The sequence below is a fragment of the Cellulomonas sp. P5_C5 genome (assembly GCF_054049655.1).
In genome coordinates, this window is record NZ_JBFULY010000037.1 from 1 (window position 1) to 22326 (window position 22326).

The 22326-nt window shown below is 71.7% G+C and carries 22 protein-coding genes; 6 read left to right on the plus strand and 16 right to left on the minus strand.

The features are described from left to right. The 8 genes from ACXJKF_RS20115 to ACXJKF_RS20150 all read right to left on the minus strand — a co-directional run. Positions 1 to 863: thymidine phosphorylase (locus tag ACXJKF_RS20115; protein ID WP_456789504.1), on the minus strand; the 863-nt coding region annotated here is incomplete at its 3' end. After that, entirely contained in the window at positions 860 to 1255 is a 396-nt protein-coding gene (locus ACXJKF_RS20120; RefSeq protein ID WP_456789505.1) for a cytidine deaminase, read from the minus strand. The genes ACXJKF_RS20115 and ACXJKF_RS20120, both read right to left, overlap by 4 nt. An 8-nt stretch (positions 1256 to 1263) precedes the next feature. Then, positions 1264 to 2559, minus strand: a complete 1296-nt coding sequence (locus tag ACXJKF_RS20125; RefSeq protein WP_456789506.1) for an ABC transporter permease — start codon at positions 2557 to 2559, stop codon at positions 1264 to 1266. Then, a complete protein-coding gene (locus tag ACXJKF_RS20130) occupies positions 2556 to 3842 on the minus strand; it encodes an ABC transporter permease (RefSeq protein WP_456789507.1) in 1287 nt (428 codons plus the stop codon). The genes ACXJKF_RS20125 and ACXJKF_RS20130 overlap by 4 nt, the downstream gene beginning before the upstream one ends. After that, complete coding sequence (locus ACXJKF_RS20135) at positions 3839 to 5443, minus strand: ABC transporter ATP-binding protein (RefSeq protein WP_456789508.1); 1605 nt, start codon at positions 5441 to 5443, stop codon at positions 3839 to 3841. Before ACXJKF_RS20135 ends, ACXJKF_RS20130 begins: the two co-directional genes overlap by 4 nt. Before the next feature lie 124 nt (positions 5444 to 5567). Beyond that, positions 5568 to 6662: a BMP family lipoprotein gene (locus ACXJKF_RS20140; RefSeq protein WP_456789509.1), complete on the minus strand. Its 1095-nt coding sequence runs from the start codon at positions 6660 to 6662 to the stop codon at positions 5568 to 5570. A gap of 209 nt (positions 6663 to 6871) precedes the next feature. Further along, complete coding sequence (locus ACXJKF_RS20145; RefSeq protein WP_456789538.1) at positions 6872 to 8044, minus strand: amidohydrolase; 1173 nt, start codon at positions 8042 to 8044, stop codon at positions 6872 to 6874. Between the two features lie 117 nt (positions 8045 to 8161). Beyond that, positions 8162 to 9262: a mannose-1-phosphate guanylyltransferase gene (locus tag ACXJKF_RS20150; protein WP_456789510.1), complete on the minus strand. Its 1101-nt coding sequence runs from the start codon at positions 9260 to 9262 to the stop codon at positions 8162 to 8164. A 153-nt stretch (positions 9263 to 9415) separates the two neighbouring features. On the opposite strand from ACXJKF_RS20150, the gene sdhC reads away from it, so the two are divergent. From sdhC to ACXJKF_RS20175, 5 genes are all read left to right on the plus strand, one after another. Beyond that, positions 9416 to 9823 carry a succinate dehydrogenase, cytochrome b556 subunit gene (gene sdhC / locus ACXJKF_RS20155; RefSeq protein ID WP_456789511.1) on the plus strand — a complete coding sequence of 136 codons (408 nt, stop codon included), beginning with the start codon at positions 9416 to 9418 and terminating at the stop codon, positions 9821 to 9823. After that, positions 9823 to 10281 (plus strand): succinate dehydrogenase, hydrophobic membrane anchor protein, encoded by a 459-nt coding sequence (gene sdhD / locus ACXJKF_RS20160; RefSeq protein ID WP_456789512.1) that lies wholly within the window; start codon positions 9823 to 9825, stop codon positions 10279 to 10281. Before sdhC ends, sdhD begins: the two co-directional genes overlap by 1 nt. Positions 10282 to 10315: 34 nt before the next feature. Continuing rightward, the gene (sdhA, locus tag ACXJKF_RS20165; RefSeq protein WP_456789513.1) at positions 10316 to 12166 is read left to right on the plus strand and encodes a succinate dehydrogenase flavoprotein subunit; all 1851 of its coding nucleotides are present in this window, start codon (positions 10316 to 10318) and stop codon (positions 12164 to 12166) included. Continuing rightward, positions 12166 to 12930: a succinate dehydrogenase iron-sulfur subunit gene (locus ACXJKF_RS20170; RefSeq protein WP_456789514.1), complete on the plus strand. Its 765-nt coding sequence runs from the start codon at positions 12166 to 12168 to the stop codon at positions 12928 to 12930. The genes sdhA and ACXJKF_RS20170 overlap by 1 nt, the downstream gene beginning before the upstream one ends. A 137-nt stretch (positions 12931 to 13067) precedes the next feature. Beyond that, entirely contained in the window at positions 13068 to 13856 is a 789-nt protein-coding gene (locus tag ACXJKF_RS20175; RefSeq protein ID WP_456789515.1) for a phosphotransferase, read from the plus strand. A 15-nt stretch (positions 13857 to 13871) separates the two neighbouring features. On the opposite strand, the gene ACXJKF_RS20180 is transcribed toward ACXJKF_RS20175, so the two are convergent. The 8 genes from ACXJKF_RS20180 to sigE form a co-directional block, all read right to left on the minus strand. Continuing rightward, positions 13872 to 14861, minus strand: a complete 990-nt coding sequence (locus ACXJKF_RS20180) for a YihY/virulence factor BrkB family protein (RefSeq protein ID WP_456789516.1) — start codon at positions 14859 to 14861, stop codon at positions 13872 to 13874. 104 nt (positions 14862 to 14965) lie between these two features. Continuing rightward, positions 14966 to 15997, minus strand: coding sequence for a YihY/virulence factor BrkB family protein (locus ACXJKF_RS20185; RefSeq protein WP_456789517.1), 1032 nt, complete (start codon positions 15995 to 15997; stop codon positions 14966 to 14968). A gap of 9 nt (positions 15998 to 16006) precedes the next feature. Next, a complete protein-coding gene (locus ACXJKF_RS20190) occupies positions 16007 to 16579 on the minus strand; it encodes a 2'-5' RNA ligase family protein (protein WP_456789518.1) in 573 nt (190 codons plus the stop codon). Further along, positions 16576 to 17616: a tryptophan--tRNA ligase gene (trpS, locus tag ACXJKF_RS20195; RefSeq protein ID WP_456789519.1), complete on the minus strand. Its 1041-nt coding sequence runs from the start codon at positions 17614 to 17616 to the stop codon at positions 16576 to 16578. Before trpS ends, ACXJKF_RS20190 begins: the two co-directional genes overlap by 4 nt. 72 nt (positions 17617 to 17688) lie before the next feature. Continuing rightward, positions 17689 to 18096 carry a twin-arginine translocase TatA/TatE family subunit gene (locus ACXJKF_RS20200; protein ID WP_456789520.1) on the minus strand — a complete coding sequence of 136 codons (408 nt, stop codon included), beginning with the start codon at positions 18094 to 18096 and terminating at the stop codon, positions 17689 to 17691. 71 nt (positions 18097 to 18167) lie between these two features. Beyond that, positions 18168 to 19763, minus strand: a complete 1596-nt coding sequence (locus tag ACXJKF_RS20205; protein WP_456789521.1) for a S1C family serine protease — start codon at positions 19761 to 19763, stop codon at positions 18168 to 18170. Continuing rightward, entirely contained in the window at positions 19760 to 20749 is a 990-nt protein-coding gene (locus tag ACXJKF_RS20210; RefSeq protein WP_456789522.1) for a zf-HC2 domain-containing protein, read from the minus strand. Before ACXJKF_RS20210 ends, ACXJKF_RS20205 begins: the two co-directional genes overlap by 4 nt. Then, complete coding sequence (gene sigE, locus ACXJKF_RS20215; RefSeq protein WP_456789523.1) at positions 20746 to 21342, minus strand: RNA polymerase sigma factor SigE; 597 nt, start codon at positions 21340 to 21342, stop codon at positions 20746 to 20748. Before sigE ends, ACXJKF_RS20210 begins: the two co-directional genes overlap by 4 nt. Positions 21343 to 21525: 183 nt before the next feature. Between sigE and ACXJKF_RS20220 the strand changes: the two genes are divergently transcribed. After that, complete coding sequence (locus ACXJKF_RS20220) at positions 21526 to 22158, plus strand: O-methyltransferase (RefSeq protein ID WP_456789539.1); 633 nt, start codon at positions 21526 to 21528, stop codon at positions 22156 to 22158. Positions 22159 to 22326 lie beyond the last annotated feature (168 nt).

Below are 22326 nucleotides of genomic sequence, written 5' to 3' on the forward strand. Positions count from 1 at the left end.
GCCGCCGCGAGCATCTCCCGGGCCAGCGCCACGGTGAGCTCGACGACGTCCGCCGGTCCCCCGCCCGCCAGCACCTCGACGGACTCCCGTACCTCGAGCGCGTTGCCCGCGGTGAGGCCCAGCGGCGTCGACATGTCGGTGAGCAGCGCGACGGTCCGCACCCCGGCATCGGTGCCGAGCGCGACCATCGTCCGGGCCAGCTCGCGGGCGCGGTCGACGTCCTTCATGAACGCCCCGGACCCCACCTTGACGTCGAGGACGAGCGCGCCGGTGCCCTCGGCGATCTTCTTGCTCATGATCGAGCTCGCGATCAGCGGGATCGCCTCGACCGTGCCGGTCACGTCGCGCAGCGCGTAGAGCTTGCGGTCGGCGGGCGCGAGCCCGGACCCGGCCTGGCAGATGACCGCGCCGACGTCGTCGAGCTGCGCCATCATCTCGTCGTTGCTCAGCGCGGCCCGCCAGCCGGGGATGGACTCGAGCTTGTCCAGCGTGCCGCCCGTGTGGCCCAGGCCGCGGCCGGACAGCTGCGGCACGGCGACCCCGAACACCGCCACGAGCGGCGCCAGCGGCAGCGTGATCTTGTCGCCCACCCCACCGGTCGAGTGCTTGTCCGCGGTCGGTCGCGACAGCCCGGAGAAGTCCATCCGCTCACCGCTCGCGATCATCGCGGCGGTCCAGCGGGCGATCTCGGCACGGTCCATGCCGTTGAGCAGGATCGCCATGTTCAGCGCCGACATCTGCTCCTCGGCGACGACCCCGCGCGTGTACGCGTCGATCACCCAGTCGATCTGTGCGTCGGACAGCCGGTGCCCGTCCCGCTTGGCGACGATCACGTCGACCGCGTCGAATGCCTCGGAGCTCATGCGCGTTCCTCCAGGTCGGCCGGCCCGAACGCATCCGGGAGCACCTCGGTCATCGGCTTGACGCCGTGGGTCGTCTCGACGAGCAGGCGCGCTCCCCCGTGCTCCCACAGCAGCTGCCGGCACCGGCCGCAGGGCATGAGCACGTTGCCGTGCTTGTCGACGCACGTGAACGCGACCAGCCGCCCGCCACCCGAGACGTGCAGCCCCGAGACCAGCGCGCACTCGGCGCACAGCGTGACGCCGTAGGAGGCGTTCTCGACGTTGCAGCCGACGACCACCCGACCGTCGTCGACGAGCGCGGCAGCGCCCACCGGGAAGTTCGAGTAGGGGGCGTACGCCCGGTGCATGACGTCCGTGGCGGCCGCCCGCAAGGCGTCCCAATCGATATTCACAGCAGGACTCACTTTGTGTAGGGGATGCCCTCAGCGGCCGGCGGGCGCACCCGTCCGACGAGCCCCGCGACGGCGAAGATCGTCACGATGTAGGGCGTCATCAGCATGATCTGGCTGGGGATGGGCGTCTGGATGATGCTCAGCTGGAGCTGCAGGTTGTTGGCGAACCCGAACAGCAGGGCGGCCGCCAGCGCACCCTTGGGGCTCCACCGGCCCAGGATCATCGCGGCGAGCGCGATGTAGCCCTTGCCGTTCGTCATCTCCTTGCCGAACGCCAGCCCCGCCGCGACGGTGAAGAACGCCCCGCCGAGCCCGGCCACCGCACCGCCGAGCACCGTGGCGCGCAGGCGGGTGCGGTTGACCTTGATGCCGACCGTGTCCGCGGCCTTGGGGTGCTCACCGACGGACCGCAGCCGCAGGCCCCAGCGGGACTTGAAGACCATGATCTGCAGCAGGATCACGACGACGTACATGATGTAGACGAGCGCGGTCTGCCGGAACAGCACCGGCCCGATGATCGGGATCTGCGAGAGCACCGGGATGCTGATGACCGGCAGGCCGGGCGGGTTGTTCCAGGTGTCCGGGTTCTCCTTGAGCACCGTGGAGAACAGGTAGCTGGTGACCCCGATGACCAGCACGTTGAGCACGACGCCGACGATGATCTGGTTGACCACGTACTTGATCGAGAACAGCACCAGCAGCAGGCCGACCAGCGCCCCGGCGACGGGTGCCGCGATGAGGCCCGCGTACGCGCTGCCGGTCAGGGTGGCCACGACGGAGGCGAGGAACGCGCCGCCCAGCAGCTGGCCCTCGATGGCGATGTTGATGATGCCGGACCGCTCGCAGAGCAGACCCGCAAGCGCACCGAACACGAGCGGGATCGCGAGGAACAGCGAGCCCTGCAGCAGACCGGTCAGCGGCAGCCCGCTGTCCTTGCCCGCGACGGCCCACACCAGGAAGGCGAACACCATGAGGAACCCGTAGGTGATCGGCAGCCAGGCACCGGCCTTCTCCCGGCGACGCGTCTCGTAGAACGACACCGCGGCAAGCCCGAGCGCCGCGAGGCACAGGATGATCGCGGTCAGCTTCGACGGCACGGAGAACGGCGTGAACTGGATGAAGTCGCGCGGCGTCGAGATGGCGAACGTGCTGTGCTCGCCAGTCGGTGCGAGCAGCCCGAACGCCACCAGACCGAACAGGGCGACCACCGCGTAGGCGATGGGCGCGTGCCACTTGATCGGGGGCAGGACCAGCTCGGACGCCGGCCGGGACGGCGCCGTCGCGTCGATCGTGGGGGCGCTCATGCGCTGACCTCCTGCGCTGCGGGGACGATCGGCTTCGGGGCACGTGGCGTGTCCGGTGACGGCAGGCGGAACACCGACCGGACCAGCGGCGGCGCCGCGATGAACAGGACGATGAGGGACTGCACGACGAGCACGATGTCGATGGGCGTCCCGGTGCGGGCCTGCATGACCACGCCGCCCGCGCGCAACGCGCCGAACAGGATGCCGGCCAGGACCGTGCCCAGCGGCTTGGAGCGGCCGAGCAGGGCGACGGTGATGGCGTCGAACCCGTAGCTCGCCGCGACGCCGGCGGTGAGGACGTGCTCCGTGCCGAGCACCTGCGCGGAGCCCGCGAGGCCCGCGAACGCACCGGCGGTGAGCATGACCCACACGTACGTCGCGTTCACCGAGATGCCGGCGGTGCGCGCCGCGTGCGGGTTGGAGCCGACCGCGCGGAACCGGAAGCCGATCGTCGAGCGCTCCATCAGCCACCAGGTGAACACCGCGGCGGCGATGGCGACGAGGAACCCGGCGTGCAGGCGGTACCCCTCGCCCAGCAGCAACGGGTAGGAGGCGCTCTCGGGGATCGGCGGGCTCACMGGGTTGTTGCTGCCCGGCCGCTGGAACGCGTCGAGGCTCAGCAGGTACGCGACCAGGTAGATCGCGATGTTGTTGAGCATGATCGTGACGATGACCTCGTGCGCACCCGTGCGTGCCTTGAGCACACCGGCGATGCCCGCCCACAGCGCGCCACCGAGCGCGGCACCGATGACGCAGAGCAGCAGGTGCAGGGGGAACGGMAGGTGGAACGTGAACCCGATGTACCCGGCGAAGATGCCACCGAGGATGATCTGGCCCTGGGCACCGATGTTGAACAGGCCGGCGCGGAAGCCGATGCCCAGGCCGAGACCGGCGAGGATCAGGGGCGTCGCGACGGTCAGCGTCTCGGTCAGCGGGCGGATCGCGCGGGCGAACGTCTCGGCCCGCGGGTCGTAGATCGCCCCGGCGAAGAGCGCCGCGTACGCCTCGGAGACGGCCGTCCACGCCGCGGAGATCAGGTCCCCGGGACGCGAGAAGAAGTAGCTGGCGGCGGCCTGCACCTCGGCGTCGGCCGCCGCGATGAGCAGGCCGCCGATGATCAGGGCCAGCACCACCGCGAGCACCGACACGAGCCAGCTGCTGGACAGCATCTCGTGCAGGATCCGACGGCCGCCGTCGGACTCCTCCGTCGGCTCGACCACGCCGGTCTGCCCGGGCGGCGGGACCTGCGCGTCCGGCAGCGGGACCGGCGTCTGGCTGCTCACAGCTGCTCCTCCTCAGGAGTGGTCGCGGGTTCGTCGGGCACGGCCTCGAGGTCGGCCTCGCCGAGCGTCGTGTGGTGCTCGGCGGCCTGCCGCACGGCGTCCTCCAGCGGGACGCCGGCCATCATCAGGCCCAGCACGTCGCGGTCGGTCCCGCCGGGCACGTCGCCGACGATCCGCCCGCGGTACATGACGAGGATGCGGTCCGCGAGCGCGAGCACCTCGTCCAGCTCCGTGGACACGATGATCACCGGGGTGCCGTTGTCGCGCTCCTCCACGATCCGGGAGTGCACGAACTCGATCGAGCCGACGTCCAGGCCTCGCGTCGGCTGCGACGCGATGAGCAGCCGCAGCGGCCGCGACATCTCGCGCGCCAGCACGACCTTCTGCTGGTTGCCTCCGGACAGGGTGCTCGCGTGCGCGTCGATCGAGCCCGTCCGGACGTCGAACTCGGCGATCCGCTTCTCGGCGTTGGCCCGCACGGCGGCGGGCTTCAGGGCGACCCCCTTGGCGAAGGGCTCGTGCCGGTGCAGGTCGAGGATGAGGTTCTCCGCGATGGAGAAGTCGGCGATGACACCGTCGGTCGAGCGGTCCTCCGGCACGAACCCGAGCCCGGAGTCGAGCACGTCCCTGACGGACTTGCCCACCAGCTCGACGCCGTCCAGCTTCACCGACCCGGCGACGGGCGCCTGCAGCCCGAGCATGACCTCGGTGAGCTCGGTCTGGCCGTTGCCCTGGACGCCGGCGATCGAGACGATCTCGCCGCGGGCCACGTCGAACGAGACGTCGTCCAGCTGCCGCACCCCGGCCTCGTCGATGACGGTCAGGTGGCGGACCTGGACCGTCGCCTCCCCGGGCTCCGCCGCGGTGCGCGCGACCCCGAGCGAGACCGAGCGGCCGACCATGAGCGAGGCGAGCTCGGTCTCCGTGGACGTCGGCTCGGCGCTGCCCACCACCTTGCCGCGCCGGATGACGGTGATCCGGTCCGCGACGGCACGGACCTCGCGCAGCTTGTGCGTGATGAAGACGATCGACGTCCCGGACTCCTTGAGCTGCCGCATGATGACGATCAGCTCGTCGGTCTCCTGCGGCGTGAGCACGGCCGTGGGCTCGTCGAGGATGAGGACCTTGGCCTGCCGGGACAGCGCCTTGATGATCTCGACGCGCTGCTGGACACCGACGGGCAGGTCCTCGATGTACGCGTCGGGGTCGACGTGGAAGCCGAACCGGTCGGAGATCTCCTTGACCCGGCGACGCGCCTCGGGAAGGTCGATCAGCCCGCCGGCGCGCACGGGCTCGTGCCCGAGGACGACGTTCTCGGCGACGGTGAACACCGGGACGAGCATGAAGTGCTGGTGCACCATGCCGATGCCGGCGGCCATCGCGTCTCCGGGCCCGGCGAACGTCACGGGCGCGTCGTCGACGAGGATCTGACCGCCGTCCGGGTCGTACAACCCGTAGAGCACGTTCATCAGCGTGCTCTTCCCGGCACCGTTCTCACCGAGCAGCGCGTGGATCTCTCCGGGCTCCACGACGAGGTCGATGTGGTCGTTGGCGACCAACGACCCGAAGGTCTTGGTGATGCCCTGCAGCTCCAGCTTCACCGGTCGTCTCCTTCGACGTCACGACTGTCCTCAGACACTATCCATCCCCTCGCGAGGTCGGTGCTGGACAGGCCGACGGCCCGGGCGCTGGGCCCGGGCCGTCGTCCTGCGGTCCTGCGTCAGATCACTTCGGGGACGCCTCGGACTCCACCGTGATGTCACCGGCGATGATCGACGCCTTGAGCTCGTCGAGCGTGGCGGCGAGGTCGGCGGGGATCTTCGACTCGAAGTCGTGGAACGGCGCCAGGCCGAGGCCCTCGTTCTCCAGCGTCCCGACGTACGGGTCGGAGCTGAAGTTGCCGTCCACGGCCTCGCTGATCGTGTCGAAGACGGCCGGGCCGATCTCCTTCATGACCGAGGTCAGCAGGATCGGGCCGTACTCCGTGGTCTCGAACCAGTCGGCGTCGACACCGATGAGCGCGACGTTGCCCGCGGCCTCGGCGACGGACGCCGTGCCCAGACCGACCGGACCGGCGACGGGCATGATGATGTCCGCGCCCTGGTCGATGAACGACTGGCCGATGTTCTTGCCGTCGTCCTGGCTGTCGAAGTTGCCCGCGAAGACGCCCTGCTGCGTGGCCTTGTCCCAGCCGAGGACCTGGACGGCGCCGCCGGTGTCCTCGTTGAACTTGGCGACACCGTCGGCGAAGCCGTCCATGAAGATCGTCACGGACGGGATCTGGATGCCACCGAAGGTCGCGACCTTGCCGGTGGTGGAGGTCGCCGCGGCGGCGTAGCCGGCGAGGTAGGCGGCCTGCGCCGTGTCGAAGAGGATCGGCTTGCCGTTCTCCAGCGTGACGGGAGCGAAGTCCGCGTCGGAGAAGGAGCTGTCGACGAGCGCGAAGTCGACGTCCGGGTTGGCCTCGGCGGCCGCCTGGATCGGGTCCTCGAGCAGGAAGCCGACGCCGATGATCAGGTTGCAGTTCTCGGCGACGAGGCTGTCGATGTTCGGCGTGTAGTCGGTGTCGGCGGCGGACTCGACGCTCGCGACCTCGATCCCGAGCTCGTCCTCGGCCTGCGTCAGGCCCTCGAAGCCGGCCTGGTTGAACGACTTGTCGTCGAAGCCGCCCGCGTCCGAGACCATGCAGGCCTTGAAGTCGACGGTGCTCGCGGTCTCGCCGCCAGTCGTCTCCTCGGTCTCCTCCGGGGCACTCCCACATGCGGCAAGGGCGAGGGCGACGGCCCCGCTGAGCGCGGCCACTCGAATGATCTTCTTCACGCGACTCTCCTGAATCTCGTCAGCAACCGGTCCGGCTGGGCCGACCGTGCGGGTGGCACGACGGTGTTCCGCCACAAGGTCTGGTGGCTGCCCGGCATTGATTCTCGGACCATAACGATCAGGAGGTGTCGCGCAGGTTACCGACTGGTATCCGCCCAGGTTCCGTTACCGACTTGGTATGTGTTCGCCCAGGTGACGGACTTTCCGTCTCAGCCCGCGAGAACCGCCGTCCGCGCGAGCAGCAGCGCGCCGACCTCGATCGCACGCTCGTCGACGCGCAGGTCGCCCTGGTGGATGTCGAACGTGTGGCCGCCCGGCGTCCGCGTGCCGAGGCGCGCCATGGCCCCGGGCACCTTGGTCAGGTACCAGGCGAAGTCCTCGCCGCCGAGCGACTGCTCGGTCAGCAGCACCGACCCCGCACCCAGGACGTCGCGCGCGGCGGCCTCCAGGATCCCGGTCGCGTGCTCCGCGTTCTCCACCGGCGGCACCCCGCGGTGGTGCCGGATGTCGACCGTCACGCCCAGGGGCGCGACGACCTGCTCGACCGCCAAGTGGAACACCTCCGACGCCTTCTCCCAGGCCCGGACCTCGAGGCACCGCAGCGTGCCCTTCACCGTGCCCGACGCGGGGATCGCGTTGTGCGCCGACCCTGCCTGCACGGCACCCCAGGTCAGGTTGACGCCGGAGCGCGGGTCCAGCCGCCGGCCCAGGATCGCCGGCACCTGCGTGATGACCTGACCGAGCGCGAACACCACGTCACCGGTCAGGTGCGGGCGCGACGTGTGCCCGCCCGCCCCCGACACGGTCACGGTCACCTCGTCGCTGGCCGACGTGATCGGCCCGATGCGCGTGCCGACCTGCCCGACGTCCACCTTCGGGTCGCAGTGGAACGCGTAGATCTCGCCGACGCCGTCCAGGCCGCCCGCGGCGACCACGTCGAGCGCTCCCCCGGGCTGCACCTCCTCGGCGGGCTGGAAGACCAGCCGCACGCCGGTGCGCAGCTCGTCGGCGACCTGCGCGAGCGCGAGCCCGGCGCCGAGCACCGCGGCGGTGTGCACGTCGTGGCCGCAGGCGTGAGTGACCCCGCGGACGGTCGACGCCCACGGCACGCCGCTCGTCTCCTGCACKGGCAGCGCGTCGAGGTCCGCCCGCAGGGCGATCCGCTTGCGCCCGCTCGCCGCCGGGCCCGGACCGATGTCGCAGACCAGGCCGCTGCCCGGCAGCAGGTGCGGGGTCAGCCCGGCGGCGCGCAGGCGCTCGGCCACGAGCTTGGTGGTCCGGACCTCCGTCCGCCCCAGCTCGGGGTGCGCGTGGATGTCGCGACGGATCTCGACGAGCTCGTCCCGCAGCCCCGCGAGGATGGCCACGAGCCGGGCCGACATCGGTTCCGTCGGGTCGGGTCGGAGGCTGGTCAGCGGGGCGACGAGGGGTTCTGCAGGAACGAGAGACACGACTTCGACCCTAGCCGCGCCCGTCGGAACCGGTGTCCGGTGTCCGCGTCAGAGCAGGTCGTCGCGACCGCGCGCCCGCCACCCGTCGACCGCGGCCTTGACGGACTGCGCGTGCGCCCGCGTGGTCACCAGCACGGCGTCGGGGGTGTCGACGACCACCGCGTCGGACAGGCCCACCACCGACACGGTCCGCCCGGAGCCGGGCGCGACGAACGCACCGTCGGCCTCGACCCGCAGCACGAGGCCCTCGTCGCCGAGGGTGTCGACGGAGAGGAGCTGCGCGAGCGAGTCGAAGTCGCCCACGTCGTCCCAGGTGAAGTCGCCCGGCACGACGGCCACCCCGCCGGCGGCAGCCACCGGCTCCGCGATGGCGTGGTCGATCGCGATCCTGGTCAGCCCGGGCCAGACCCGCTCGAGGACCTCCGCGCGGTCCGGTCCGTCCCACGCGGCGGCGATCTCCTGCAGACCGGCCGCGAGCGTCGGCAGCTGGGTGGTCAGGTGGTCCAGCAGCACGCGCGCCTTCACGATGAACATGCCGGCGTTCCAGCGGTACTCGCCGGTGGCCAGGTACGCCGTCGCGGTCACCGCGTCGGGCTTCTCGGTGAACCCCGCGGCACGCCGGACGCTCGGCGCGTCCGCGAGCCCGAGGGACTCGCCKGAGCGCACGTACCCGAACGCGGTCGACGGGCCGCTCGCGGCGATGCCGATCGTGACGACGTCGCCCTGCCGGGCGGCCACGACCCCCTCACGCACCGTCTGCTCGAACGCCTCGGTGCCGTCGATGACGTGGTCGGCGGCGAACGACCCGAGGACCACGTCCTCACCGTGCCGTTCGAGCAGCACCGCCGCCGCCAGGCCGATGGCCGCCATGGAGTCGCGGGGCGACGGCTCCGCGAGCACGTCGGCCTCCCCGAGCTCCGGGAGCTGCGTGGCGACCGCGTCCGCGTGGCGGGTCCCGGTCACGACGAGCACGCMCCCGGCCCCGGTGAGCGGGAGCAGCCGGTCGACGGTCGCCTGCAGCAGGGTGCGGCCCGACCCGGTGAGGTCGAGCAGGAACTTCGGGTGGCCGGCGCGCGACAGCGGCCACAGGCGGGTTCCTGCTCCGCCGGCCGGGACGACGGCGTGGAATCCGGGGATCGTGAGGGACATGCGCGCCAGGGTAGCGAGCCCCGGGATCGCGGTCCGCGCTGTGCAATACCTCACAAGCGCCCTGTGCCGACGGGTTGCGTACTGATCGGTTCACTACAGTTGACGAGACAAGGACGCCGTCGTCCGAACCTCTGACTCGCCAGGAGGGCCCCAGTGCCTGCAGCGCCCCCAGCGCCCGCCGCCCGAAAGGTACCGGCCGGAACGCTCTACCGCGGGCGGGAAGGCATGTGGTCGTGGGTCGCCCACCGCGTGACCGGCGTCGCCATCTTCTTCTTCCTGCTCGTGCACGTGCTCGACACGTCGCTCGTGCGCATCTCCCCCGAGGCGTACAACGACGTCATCGCCACGTACAAGAACCCGATCATGGGACTCGGTGAGGCCGGCCTCGTCGCCGCCATCGTGTTCCACGCGTTCAACGGCATCCGGATCATCCTCGTGGACTTCTGGTCCAAGGGCCCCAAGTACCAGCGCGTGATGCTCTGGGTCGTGATGGGCCTGTTCGTCGTCACCATGGCCGGCTTCCTGCCCCGCCACCTCATGCACGTGTTCGGAGGCGAGTGATGACCACCATCGCCGACCCGAAGGCCCCGCGGCCCCCCCGGCCGCGCCCCGCCCGCCTCACCACGCGCGGCAACACCGAGCTCTACGGCTGGGTGTTCATGCGCGCGTCCGGCGTGATCCTGATCGTGCTGATCTTCGGGCACCTGTTCGTCAACCTGGTCGCCGGTGAGGGCGTCTCCGCGATCGACTTCGGCTTCGTCGCCGGCAAGTGGGCGTCGCCGTTCTGGCAGGTCTGGGACCTGCTCATGCTCTGGCTCGCGATGATCCACGGCACCAACGGCGTGCGGACGATCATCAACGACTACGCGGAGCGCGACGGTGTGCGGCTGGCCCTGAAGGCGGCGCTCTACCTCGCGTTCGTCATCGTCGTCGTGCTCGGCACGCTCGTCATCTTCACGTTCGACCCGTGCCCGTCGGGTTCCCCGGCGGACCTGCTGCCCTCGTTCTGCACGGCGTAGCTCCTCCCCCAGAGACAGGAAGGCATCGACCCCGATGCAGACCCACCAGTACGACGTCGTGATCGTCGGCGCGGGCGGCGCCGGCATGCGCGCGGCCCTGGAGTCCTCGACGCGCGTGCGCACGGCCGTCATCTCCAAGCTCTACCCGACGCGGTCCCACACGGGCGCGGCGCAGGGCGGCATGTGCGCCGCGCTGGCCAACGTCGAGGAGGACAACTGGGAGTGGCACACGTTCGACACCGTCAAGGGCGGTGACTACCTGGTGGACCAGGACGCCGCCGAGGTCATGGCCAAGGAGGCCATCGACGCGGTGCTGGACCTGGAGAAGATGGGGCTGCCGTTCAACCGCACCCCCGAGGGCCGGATCGACCAGCGCCGGTTCGGTGGGCACACCCGCAACCACGGCGAGGCGGCCGTGCGCCGGTCCTGCTACGCCGCGGACCGCACSGGCCACATGATCCTGCAGACSCTCTACCAGCAGTGCGTGAAGAACGAGGTCGAGTTCTTCAACGAGTTCTACGTGCTCGACCTGCTGGTCGACCACGACCTCGCCGCCGGCCACGTGCCGGACGGCGAGGAGGTCAACGTCTCGGGCGTCGTCGCCTACGAGCTGGCCACCGGCGAGATCCACGTCTTCCAGGCCAAGTCCGTGGTCATGGCCACCGGCGGCGCGGGCAAGATCTACAAGACGACCTCCAACGCCCACACCCTCACGGGCGACGGCATGGCGCTGGCGTACCGCCGCGGCATCCCGCTGGAGGACATGGAGTTCTTCCAGTTCCACCCGACCGGTCTGGCCGGCCTCGGCATCCTTCTGTCGGAGGCCGCGCGCGGCGAGGGCGCCATCCTGCGCAACTCCGAGGGCGAGCGCTTCATGGAGCGCTACGCCCCGACGATCAAGGACCTTGCACCGCGGGACATCGTCGCCCGGTCCATGGCCAACGAGGTGCGCGAGGGCCGCGGCGCGGGCCCCAACAAGGACTACGTGCTGCTCGACCTGACGCACCTGGAGCCCGCGCACATCGACGCCAAGCTCCCGGACATCACCGAGTTCGCGCGTACCTACCTCGGCATCGAGCCCTACACGGAGCCCGTGCCGGTCTACCCGACGGCCCACTACGCGATGGGTGGCATCCCCACCAACATCGAGGCCGAGGTCCTGCGCAACTCCACGGACGTCATCCGCGGCCTGTACGCGGCCGGCGAGGTGGCGTGCGTGAGCGTGCACGGCTCCAACCGCCTGGGCACCAACTCGCTGCTCGACATCAACGTGTTCGGCAAGCGCGCCGGCATCTCGGCCGCGAAGTACGCGCTCACCGCGTCGTTCGTCGACCTCCCCGAGAACCCCGCGGCCACCGTCGTCGCCGGTCTCGAGGAGATCCGCACGCGTCCCGACGGCGACCGCGTGGCAGACATCCGCAAGGAGCTGCAGGAGACCATGGACAGGAACGCCCAGGTCTTCCGCACCTCCGAGTCGCTGACCCAGGCGCTCGAGGACATCAAGGCCCTCCACAAGCGCTTCCGGCACGTGTCCGTGCAGGACAAGAGCAAGATGTTCAACACCGACCTGCTCGAGGCCGTGGAGCTGGGCTTCCTGCTCGACATCGCGGAGACCGTCGTCGTCGGCGCCCTCAACCGCGACGAGTCGCGCGGCGGCCACTTCCGCGAGGACTTCCCGGACCGCGACGACAAGAACTACATGCGCCACACGATGGCCTACCGGCGCCCGCTGCCCGTCAAGGGCCACCGCCTGTGGGGCACGGAGGGCGACGGCGACCACAAGGGCTCGTTCGCGCACACCACGCTGTTCGAGGACTACCAGCTCGTGCTGGGCTCCAAGCCCGTCACGRTGACCCGCTACCAGCCGATGGAGCGTAAGTACTGATGACYGCGACGCTCGACGCTCCCGCACCCGAGGTCGGAGCCATCCCCTCGTTCGACGTCACGCTGAAGATCCGGCGCTACCTGCCGGACGACGGAGCCGGCGCCCCGGAGCCCTACTGGGACGAGTTCACCGTCCGCGCCCACGGCACCGACCGCGTGCTYGACGCCCTGCACAAGGTCAAGTGGGAGGAGGACGGCTCGCTGACGTTCCGTCGCTCCTGCGCCCACGGCGTGTGCGGGTCCGACGCGATGCGGATCAACGGCCGCAACCGGCTGGCCTGCAAGACGCTGCTCAAGGACCTCGACATCAAGAAGCCGATCCTGGTCGAGCCCATCAAGGGCCTGCCGGTGATCAAGGACCTGGTCGTCGACATGGAGCCGTTCTTCGCCTCCTACCGCGAGATCATGCCGTTCCTCATCACCACCGGGAACGAGCCCACCAAGGAGCGCCTGCAGAGCGCCGAGCAGCGCGAGCGGTTCGACGACACCACCAAGTGCATCCTCTGCGCCGCGTGCACCTCGTCCTGCCCGGTGTTCTGGACCGACGGGCAGTACTTCGGCCCGGCCGCGATCGTCAACGCGCACCGGTTCATCTTCGACAGCCGCGACGAGGGTGGCGCCCAGCGCCTCGAGATCCTCAACGACAAGGAGGGCGTGTGGCGCTGCCGCACGACCTTCAACTGCACCGAGGCGTGCCCGCGCGGCATCGAGGTCACCAAGGCGATCCAAGAGGTCAAGCGCGCCATGATCACGCGCGCCTTCTGACCTACCACCTTGCACGCGCCCTCCGGTCATCATCCAGAAGACTTCGTCCCGCCTGACAGGACGAAGTCTTCTGGTTGAGCACGGGGCCACGCCGCGAAACCTGTCGCGCGGCGGGCGTCCGCGCGCGATGATCACGCGTGCTCACTGACTCCCTCGCGACCCCGGACGGCCCCGACGACGAGATCCCGCTGCCTGGGGGKAACGTCGGCGGCGCCGTTCGCGTCGGCGACACCGTGCGTCGTCCGACGGGGCCGTGGACGCCCGCGGTGCACGAGCTGCTGGACTTCCTCGCGGGCACCGGGCTGGCCCGGATCCCCCACGTCCTGGGTGTCGACGACCGCGGGCGCGAGATCCTCACGTTCCTGCCCGGACGCGTGCTCGACATCGGCCGCGAGACGCTCACGGACGCGCAGGTCCGGTCGGCGATGCACTGGCTGCGCGAGTACCACGCGGTCGTCGCCGGCTTCCCCCGCGAGAGCCGTCGCTGGCGGTTCGTCGAGCGTGCGCTGCAGCCGGGCGAGATCGTGTGCCACCACGACAGCGCGATGTACAACATGGCGTTCGACGGCGACGAGCTGGCCGGGGTCTTCGACTGGGACGTCGCCGGACCGGGGATCCCGCTGGACGACGTCGCGATCTTCGCGTGGAACACCGCCGTGCTGTTCCCCGACGCGGACGTCGTCGAGGTGGCGCACGTCCTGCGCACGATCGCCGACGGCTACGGCGGCCTCGACCCGCACGCGGTCCTCGACCACGTGCTCGTCCGGATGACCGACGCCGCGAACCGCATCGCAGCGGCGCAGGAGGCGGGCGACCCGGGGATGCTGCGGCTGGGGACCGTCGGCGAGCCGGCCGCCACCCGCGCGCGACTCACCGTGCTGGGAGCCCGGCTCCCGGAGCTGCACGCGGCGCTCGACGCCGGCTGAGGCCAGGGAGGCGGCTCAGGTCACCACCGGCAGGCCGTCGGCGGTGGGCGGCTCGACGTAGGGCGGGTMGGCGGTCCAGGCCGCCGCGAGGAGCATGATCCGGGCGATCAGGTTCACCCACACGAGCAGCGTGACCAGCACCGTGACAGAGGTGAACAGCGGGTTCGAGCTGACACTCCCGGCCACGACCGTCGTGCCGAGCGTCCGCACGATGCCCAGCCCGGCCGCCGCGATCGCCGCGCCCCGGAGCAGGTCCGGCCACGACGGGTGCTCCGCTGCGAGCACCTTGACCACCAGCACGAACAGCGCCGCGTCGATCATGAAGGCGACCAGGATGCCGACCGCCCGCAGGACGACGGTCGTCAGCCCGCTCCAGCCGAGAGCGTCGAGGATCCACGACGCCACCGTCCCGACACCCGTGGTCAGCGTCGCCGACAGCAGCACCGCGAACGACATCCCGACGAACCCGCCCAGGTCGCGCGCCTTGCCCAGCATCGGGTTGCCGCCGAGCTCGGTCGCGAACATCGCGCGCACCGACCTGCGCAGGGCCGTCATCACCGCGATCGCGCTCAGCAGGAGCACCACCACCGCGACGATGCCTGCCGCGGTGAGGTTGCCGGTGAGCTCGAGCGCCTCCGGGTCGATCGCACCCAGGCCGTCGCCGGTGTCGAGGAGATGGGGGTACGTGTCGTCGACCGCCTGTACGACCTTCGCGCGGAGCTCGTCGTTGTCGCCGAGGATCGCGACGAACGTCGTGTAGCTGATGGTCAGCGCAGCGAACACGGAGAACAGCGCGGCATAGGCGATGCCACCGGAGAGCACGCCGCCGCTGCGCGCACGGAACCGCGCGCTCGCTCGGCCGGGCCGGGTGTGCTTCCACCACACGAACAGGGCGGTACCTCGGGCGACGAGCGACGGGCGGTTCGTGGGCCGTGCGCGCGCCGCACGGGCAGGCACCTGCGCCGAACCCGTCGCGATCGCGGGACCTGTCTCCTCGGCTGACATGCGCTGACCCTAGGGCGGGCGACGCACCCGGTACAGGCGACCTGCTCGGTGACGTCCGCACGACCGAGCGTCCTGGCGACCGAGCACACGGACGCGCGGAGAGGTCAGGTGGTGGAGGCTTCCTCCGCGTCGGTCGCGGGCTCGACGAACGGCGGGTTCGCGGTCCATGCCGCGGCGAGCAGCACGATGCGTGCGATGAGGTTGACCCAGACCAGCAGCGTGACGATCACCGCGACCGACGTGAACAGCGGGTTCTTGCTCACGCTGCCGGCGACCACCTCCGTGCCGAGGATGCGGACCACCCCGATGCCGACCGCAGCGATGACCGCTCCCCAGCGCAGGTCCCGCCACGGCGCGTGCTCACCGGCCAGGACGGTGACGACCAGCAGGAAGATCGCCGCGTCGACGACGAACGCGACGAGGATCCCGACAACCCGGAGCACGACCGTGGTCGAGCCTCCCCAGCCGAGGGCGTCGAGGATCCACGACGCCGCGCTGGCCACACCGGTGGTGAGCACCGCGGAGAGCAGCACCGCGAACGCCATGCCGACGAACCCGCCGAGCTCCCGGGCCTTGCCGAGGACCGCGTTGCCGCCGGCGCCCGCGCCGGTCTCCGGGGCGAACATCGCCCGGACCGCGAGGCGCAGGGCCGCCATCGCTGCGATCGCGCTCAGCAGGAGCACGACGACCGCGATGATCCCGGTCACCGTGAGGCTGCCACTGAGCACCAGCGAGTCCGGGTCGATCATCCCGGTGCTGCCCTCGCCCGTGTCGATGAGCCCGGGCAGCGACTCGTCGAGCGCGTCGAGGACCTGCTGGCGCAGCTCGTCGTTGTTGCCCAGGACGGCCATGAAGATCGTGTAGCCGATGGTCAGGGCGGCGAACACGGAGAACAGCGCCGCATACGCGATGCCACCGGTCAGCACCCCGCCGCCGCGAGCACCGAACCGAGCGTTCGCCCGGGCCGGCCGGGTGTGCTGCCACCACGCGAACAGGGCCTTCGCACGGTCCACCAGGGACCGCTTCGGTGCCGGCTCCACCGGGTCAGGGACCGTCGCGACGGCCTGTGCGTGCGCCGCCCCCGCTCCCGCGGCGGGACCCGTCGAGTCCTGCGCGGAGGTGCCGTCGGCCGTCATTCCCCGACCCTAGGTCGAGGTGCCGACCCCGGCATCTGCGGGCGGTCCGGTGAGGCTGAAGTCTCGCGCGGGACGCCACACGCCGTCGTCGCCGTGCGCGTAGCTGTGGAAGCTGTCGACGACGAAGGACGCGTCGAAGTCGGCCAGACCGGCGAACGCGGCGTCGAGCTGGTCGTCGGGCACCTCGTGCGCGACGGTGACGTGCGGGTGGTAGTGGAACCGGAGCTCCTGGTGGAGCACGCCCGACCGGACGCTCCCCTCGAGGCCTTCGCAGCCGGCTACCCCGTCGACCACCTGGACGAACACCACCGGAGAGATGGGCCGGAACGTCGCCGTCCCGCGCAGCGTCACGACGAAGGGTGCGTGCCGGGCTGCGACGGCTGCCAGGTGCTCGTCGACGGGGACGACCTCGTCGTGCTCGATGACGGTCGGGCCCAGCAGGGTGATGTGCGGCGGGATGAACTCCGCCCAGGGGTCACCGAACCGGGCGCGCGCGGTCTGCAGCACCGCGCCGTACGGCTCCGGCACGGTGATGGCCACCCCGATCCGGACCTGGTTGCCGGATCGTTCCGGCAACCTCACGCGCCGACCCGGGCGCGCGACCGCCGAGGCAGCAGCCCGCTGCGGTCGTAGAGGCGCTCGAGCGTGCCGCGGGCCAGGTCCTGCGCCCGGTCGGCACCGTCGGCCAGGACCTCGTCGAGGGTCGCCGGGTCGGAGAGGTACCCGTGCACCCGGGCCTGGAACGGCGTGAGGAAGTCGACGACGACGTTCGCCAGGTCGACCTTCAGGTCGCCGTAGCCCTTGCCCGCGTAGTCGGCCTCCAGCGCGGGGATGTCCCGGCCGGTCAGCGCCGAGTAGATGGTCAGCAGGTTGGAGACGCCGGGCTTGCCCTCGGGGTCGAACCGGATCTCGCGCTCCGCGTCCGTGACCGCCGACCTGATGCGCTTGGCCACGACCTTCGGGTCGTCCAGCAGCTCGATCAGTCCGTTCGGGCTCTCCGCCGACTTGCTCATCTTGGCGGTCGGGTCCTGCAGGTCGTAGATCTTGGCGGTCGCCTTGACGATGTGCGGCTCGGGCACGACGACCGTGTCGGGGCCGAAGCGCGAGTTCAGCCGCTGGGCCAGGTCCCGGGTCAGCTCCAGGTGCTGGCGCTGGTCCTCCCCCACGGGCACGAGCGTCGTGTCGTACAGCAGGATGTCCGCCGCCATGAGCACCGGGTAGGTGAACAGCCCGACCGTCGTGCCGTCGGTCCCGTGCTTGCCGGACTTGTCCTTGAACTGCGTCATCCGGTTGGCCTCGCCGAACCCGGTGTGGCACGAGAGCAACCAGGCGAGCTCGGCGTGCTCGGGCACCTGCGACTGCACGAACAGGATCGAGCGGTCCGGGTCCACGCCCGCCGCGAGGTACTGGGCGGCGGTCCGACGGGTGCGGTCGCGCAGCACCGCCGGGTCGGGGCTCACCGTCAGCGCGTGCAGGTCCACCACGCAGTAGATCGCGTCGTGCTCCTCCTGGAGCGCCACCCACTGGGTCAGGGCGCCCAGGTAGTTGCCCAGCTGGAGGGAGTCGGACGTGGGCTGCATCCCCGAGAAGATGCGCGACTGCTGCGGCGCCAAGACCATCGGACCATTCTGTCAGGGCGGGAGGACCGGCGGGCCGGGCGCTCCCGAGGGAGGGGGACGGGGCAGGACCGGTCAGGTGGCCTCGTCGTCGTAGGGGGTGCTTGCGGGTGCGGTGCCGGCGCCGCCCGTCGCCGCCGCTGCGGCGGCACCGCCGGTCGCTGCGCGGGCTGCGGCAGCGCCGGTACGCGGGCGGGTGGCAGGCGTGCTCACGGGCCGCACCGGCTCGTCGTCCTCCAGGAGCGCGTCCCGCACGATCCGGCGTGGGTCGTACTTGCGGGGGTCGAGCGCCGCCCAGTCGACGTCGCCGACCTCGTCGCCCAGCTCCTCGTCGACGCGCGCCTTCGCGTCCCGGATGAACCGGCGGCCGCGGCGCACCCACTGGCCCAGCTGCTCGGCGTAGCCGGGGAGCCGCTCGGGGCCGATGACCAGCGCGGCGACGACGAGGAGCACCAGCAGCTCACCGCCGTTGATCCCGAACACCGGGTCAGAGTACCCCCCGAGCCTGGGCCTCGCGGGCGGCCCTGTGGATGCCGGCCACCGGGGCCCGGAGGTCAGTCCGTCGGCGACTCGTCGAGCTTGACGCGCACGTCGCGCTCGCTGGAACCGCTGCGCACGTGCAGCACGATCGTGTCCCCCGGGGTGCGTGCGCGGATCGCCACGATGAGCTCGTCGGGGTCCGTCACCGGGCGCCCGTCGATGGCCAGGATGACGTCACCGGGGTGGATCCCGGCGCGCTCCGCCGGCCCGTCGGACGTGACCGGCTGCCGCCCGTCCTGCACGTCCGTCGAGACCTGCACACCCTCGCCGGTGTACCGCTGGTCCAGCAGCACCCCGATGATCGGGTACGTCGCGCTGCCCGTCTCGATGAGCTGGTCCGCCGTGCGGCGCACCTGGTTCGACGGGATGGCGAACCCGAGGCCGATGCTCCCGCCGACCATCGACAGCGACCCCGGCGGCTGTGCGATCGCCGAGTTGATCCCGATGACCTCGCCCGCCGCGTTGACCAGCGGGCCCCCGGAGTTGCCGGGGTTGATGGCGGCGTCGGTCTGGATCGCGTTGATGAAGGCCTGGTCGTCGGAGTCGGTGGCCTCGCCCGCGGACACCGGCCGGTTCAGGGCGCTGACGATGCCGGTCGTGACGGTGCCGGCCAGCCCCAGCGGTGCGCCGACGGCGACCACGGGATCGCCGACGACGACCGCGTCGGAGTCGCCGAGCAGGAGCGGCGTCAGGCCGTCGACGTCGACCTTGAGCACGGCGAGGTCGTAGTCGGACGTCCGCCCGACGATCGACGCCTCCTGCTCGCTGCCGTCGACGAACGTCACGGTGATCGTCGCGGACGCAGCACCGTCGGCCTGCGCGATCACGTGGTTGTTGGTGACGAGGTAGCCGTCGCCCCGGAGCACGAACCCCGAGCCGGTCGCGCTGCCGTCGGGACCGTCGACCTGGATGGACACGACGCTCGGCAGCACCCCGGCCGCGATTCCCGCCACCGAGCCCGGCTCCCGCTGCACCGGACCCGCACCGACGGGAGCGATGGGCAGGCCCGCGTCGGCGAGGTGGTCGTCGTCGGTGAGCCGGGCTCCCAGGACGCCACCGACGGCACCTGCCGCGAGCGCGATGACGACGAGCGGGACCACCCAGGCGGCGGACAGGGTGCGGCGACGCTTGCGGTGCAGGACGACGGTGTGCGGCACGCCTGGCTGACCAGGCTGCTGACCGGGCTGACCGAAGGACGGCCCGGGCTCGGCACCCGCCGTCGTGCCCGTCGTGACGTACGGGACGCCGGCCCACGGCGCCGGGACGGGCTGCTGGACGGCCGGCCCGTACGGGTTCGGGGGGACGGACGACGCGGGCGGTGCATAGCTCGGCACGGAACCGTGCGGCACCGACCAGTGGCTGCCCGGCGGGTGGGCCGACGGCGGCGCGGCGGGAGCGCCCGGTGCGGGCGTGGCCGGTGCCGGCGTTGTCGGTGCGTGCGCAGCCGACGGCGGCGTGGAGTCGGTGCCCACAGGGGGCGCCTCGGGCGCGGGCGGCGTCGGGGGCAGCTCGCGGCGGCCCGACGGCGAGGCGAACAGGCCGGCGGGGACCTGCTCGGCGTCCTCGCCGGCAGGGACCGCCACGGGCTGCGCGTCGTCGGGGGTCGTCATGGCCGTTCGAGCGCTCCCGTCACGGTGTCCCAGCCGCGCGTGATCCGCGCGGGTACGCCGTCGTCGAAGGCGCCGCCAGGAAAGGCTCCCACAAGTGTCTCGGCAGAGCCGGACGACTGCGACCCGACCACCTGGACGACCGTGCCGTCGGCCTGCCACACGACGTGCCACGGCTCGAACGACAGCACGTACACCTGCCGTCCACCGACCTCGCTGGTGGGAGCCCCGGCGAGCGCGCCCGTCTCGAGCCGTCCCTGCTGCTCCGTGACGACCAGCGACGTCCCGTCGGCGCCCGTCACGTCGACCTCGAGCACCCGGGAGTCGTCGCCGGACCAGCGCACCGCGGTCACGGACCAGCCCGCGGGAAGCTCGGCCGGGAACGTCCAGGCGTGCGCCCGCAGCCACGCCACGGTCTGGTGCGACGCCTCGGCGGAGCCGTCGGCGACCGGCCACGGGCTCGTGTCGATCACGCGGTCCGCGGCGGGACCCTCAGTCGCCTGCCCGAGCAGCCCGAGGTCGACCCCGGGGTGCACGGTGGGGACCACGTCGGGGCGCTCGCCGAGGACGAAGAGCATCGCGGCGACCGCACCGAGACCTGCCATCGAGCCGGCGGCGATCCGGACGGACGAGCGCCGGTGACCGACGTCGCCGCGCAACGAGCCGTTGCCGCGCCACCCGCGCGACCCGAGCCCGCCGCTGGCCACGCCGTACGAGGCCAGCTCGTCGCGGGACTGCCGGACCGGTGGGGCGAAGGGGTCGCCGGCGAACGGGTCGGGTGAGCCCGCCAGCGACAGGAGCCGCGCGGTCAGGTCGGGGTTCGGCGCGACCTCGTCGGCGGAGGCCAGGGCGCGGCGGGCAGCGCGGGACGCGGCGAGCTCGGCGGAGCACTCGGGGCAGACCGCGACGTGCGCGAGGGCCTTCTCGGTGTCCGGCACCGAGAGCTGCCCGTCGACCAGCGCGCTGATCCGCGACCCGAGGTGGCTCATCCGAGGACCGTCAGCGGGGAGACGTCCGTGGCGGACGAGGGGGCGCGGTGCTCCAGCGACACCCGCAGGCGCGCGCGGGCACGGTGGATGCGGGAGCGGACGGTGCCCAGCTTGATGCCGAGCGTCACCGCGATCTCCTCGTAGGACAGTCCCTCGATGTCGCACAGCACCACGGCCGCGCGGTACTCCGGGGGCAGCTGGTCGAGCGCGCGCTGGATGTCGAGGTCGAGGTTGCCGTGCTCGAACGCCCGCTCCGGCGCCCCGAGCTGGTCCCCGGACGCGTACCGCTCGGAGTCCTCGCCCATGGCGTCCATGCGGATGCGCTGGCGGCGGCGGGCCTGGTCCAGGAAGAGGTTGGTCGTGATCCGGTGCAGCCAGCCCTCGAACGTGCCGGGCGTGTAGGAGTGCAGCGACCGGAACACGCGGACGAACGTCTCCTGCGTGAGGTCCTCGGCGTCGTGCTTGTTCCCCGTGAGGCGGTACGCGAGCCGGTACACCCGCGCGGAGTGGTCGCGGACGATCTCTTCCCACGACGGAGCCTGCCAGGCGGCGGGCTGGGTGGTCATGGGGGCGGTCTCCTCGGTGCGTGACATCGTGCCCCAGTGTCCCAGGTCGACCTGTGAGCCTCGAACGCTAGGAACGCCTGCAGCGGGCGAGAAGTTCCGCTCGTAGCGGACCGCGCGCGCCGGGCCCGTCGACGGCACCCCCCGACATCGCGCGACTACGCTGGCGGACGACCGTTGCACCACCACGTCGTCGCGCCCCGGGAGGCCACCATCTCCACCGACAAGGCCCAGAGCTGGGTCTACTGCGAGGAGTTCCTGCCGGAGGACGACGTCCTGCTGCGCGCCCGCGAGCGCGCTGCGCAGCTGGGGTGCAGCCCGGTGCTGCCGGGTGCGGGTGCCGCGCTGAGCGTGCTCGCCGCGGCCGTCGCCGCCCGCGCCGTGGTGGAGATCGGGACGGGGACCGGGGTCGGCTCGCTGTACCTGCTGCGCGGGATGCCGGCCGACGGCGTCCTGACCACGATCGACTTCGAGGTCGAGCACCAGCGCGCTGCCAAGGAGGCGTTCGCGGAGGAGGGCATCAAGCCCACGCGCACGCGCACCATCTCCGGTCGCGCGCTGGACGTCGTGCCGCGGCTCACCGACGGCGGCTACGACCTGGTGTTCGTCGACGCCGACAAGGAGAACTACCGCGGCTACGTCGAGCAGGCGGTGCGCCTGCTGCGGCCCGGCGGGGTGCTCGTGGTGGACAACGCCCTGTGGCACGACCGCGTCGCGGACCCCGCGCGCCGCGACGAGACGACGACCACCATCCGCGAGGTCGGCCGCATCGTGCGTGCCGACGACCGCCTCCTCCCGTCCCTCCTGCCCGTGGGCGACGGCCTGCTGGTGGCCGTCAAGCGCTAGCCGCTCGGCGCCGTCGACGGCGTGTCCTCGACCGTCCCACGTGCTCGCAGGTCAGCACCGCCGACGCCGCGCTCCGAGCGCCCCGACGTCCTCGTGGGTCGGCGCTGCCGGTTGCCTGGACTCGTGACTACGTCACAGGAATTCGATGACAACTGGGCGCTGTCGGTG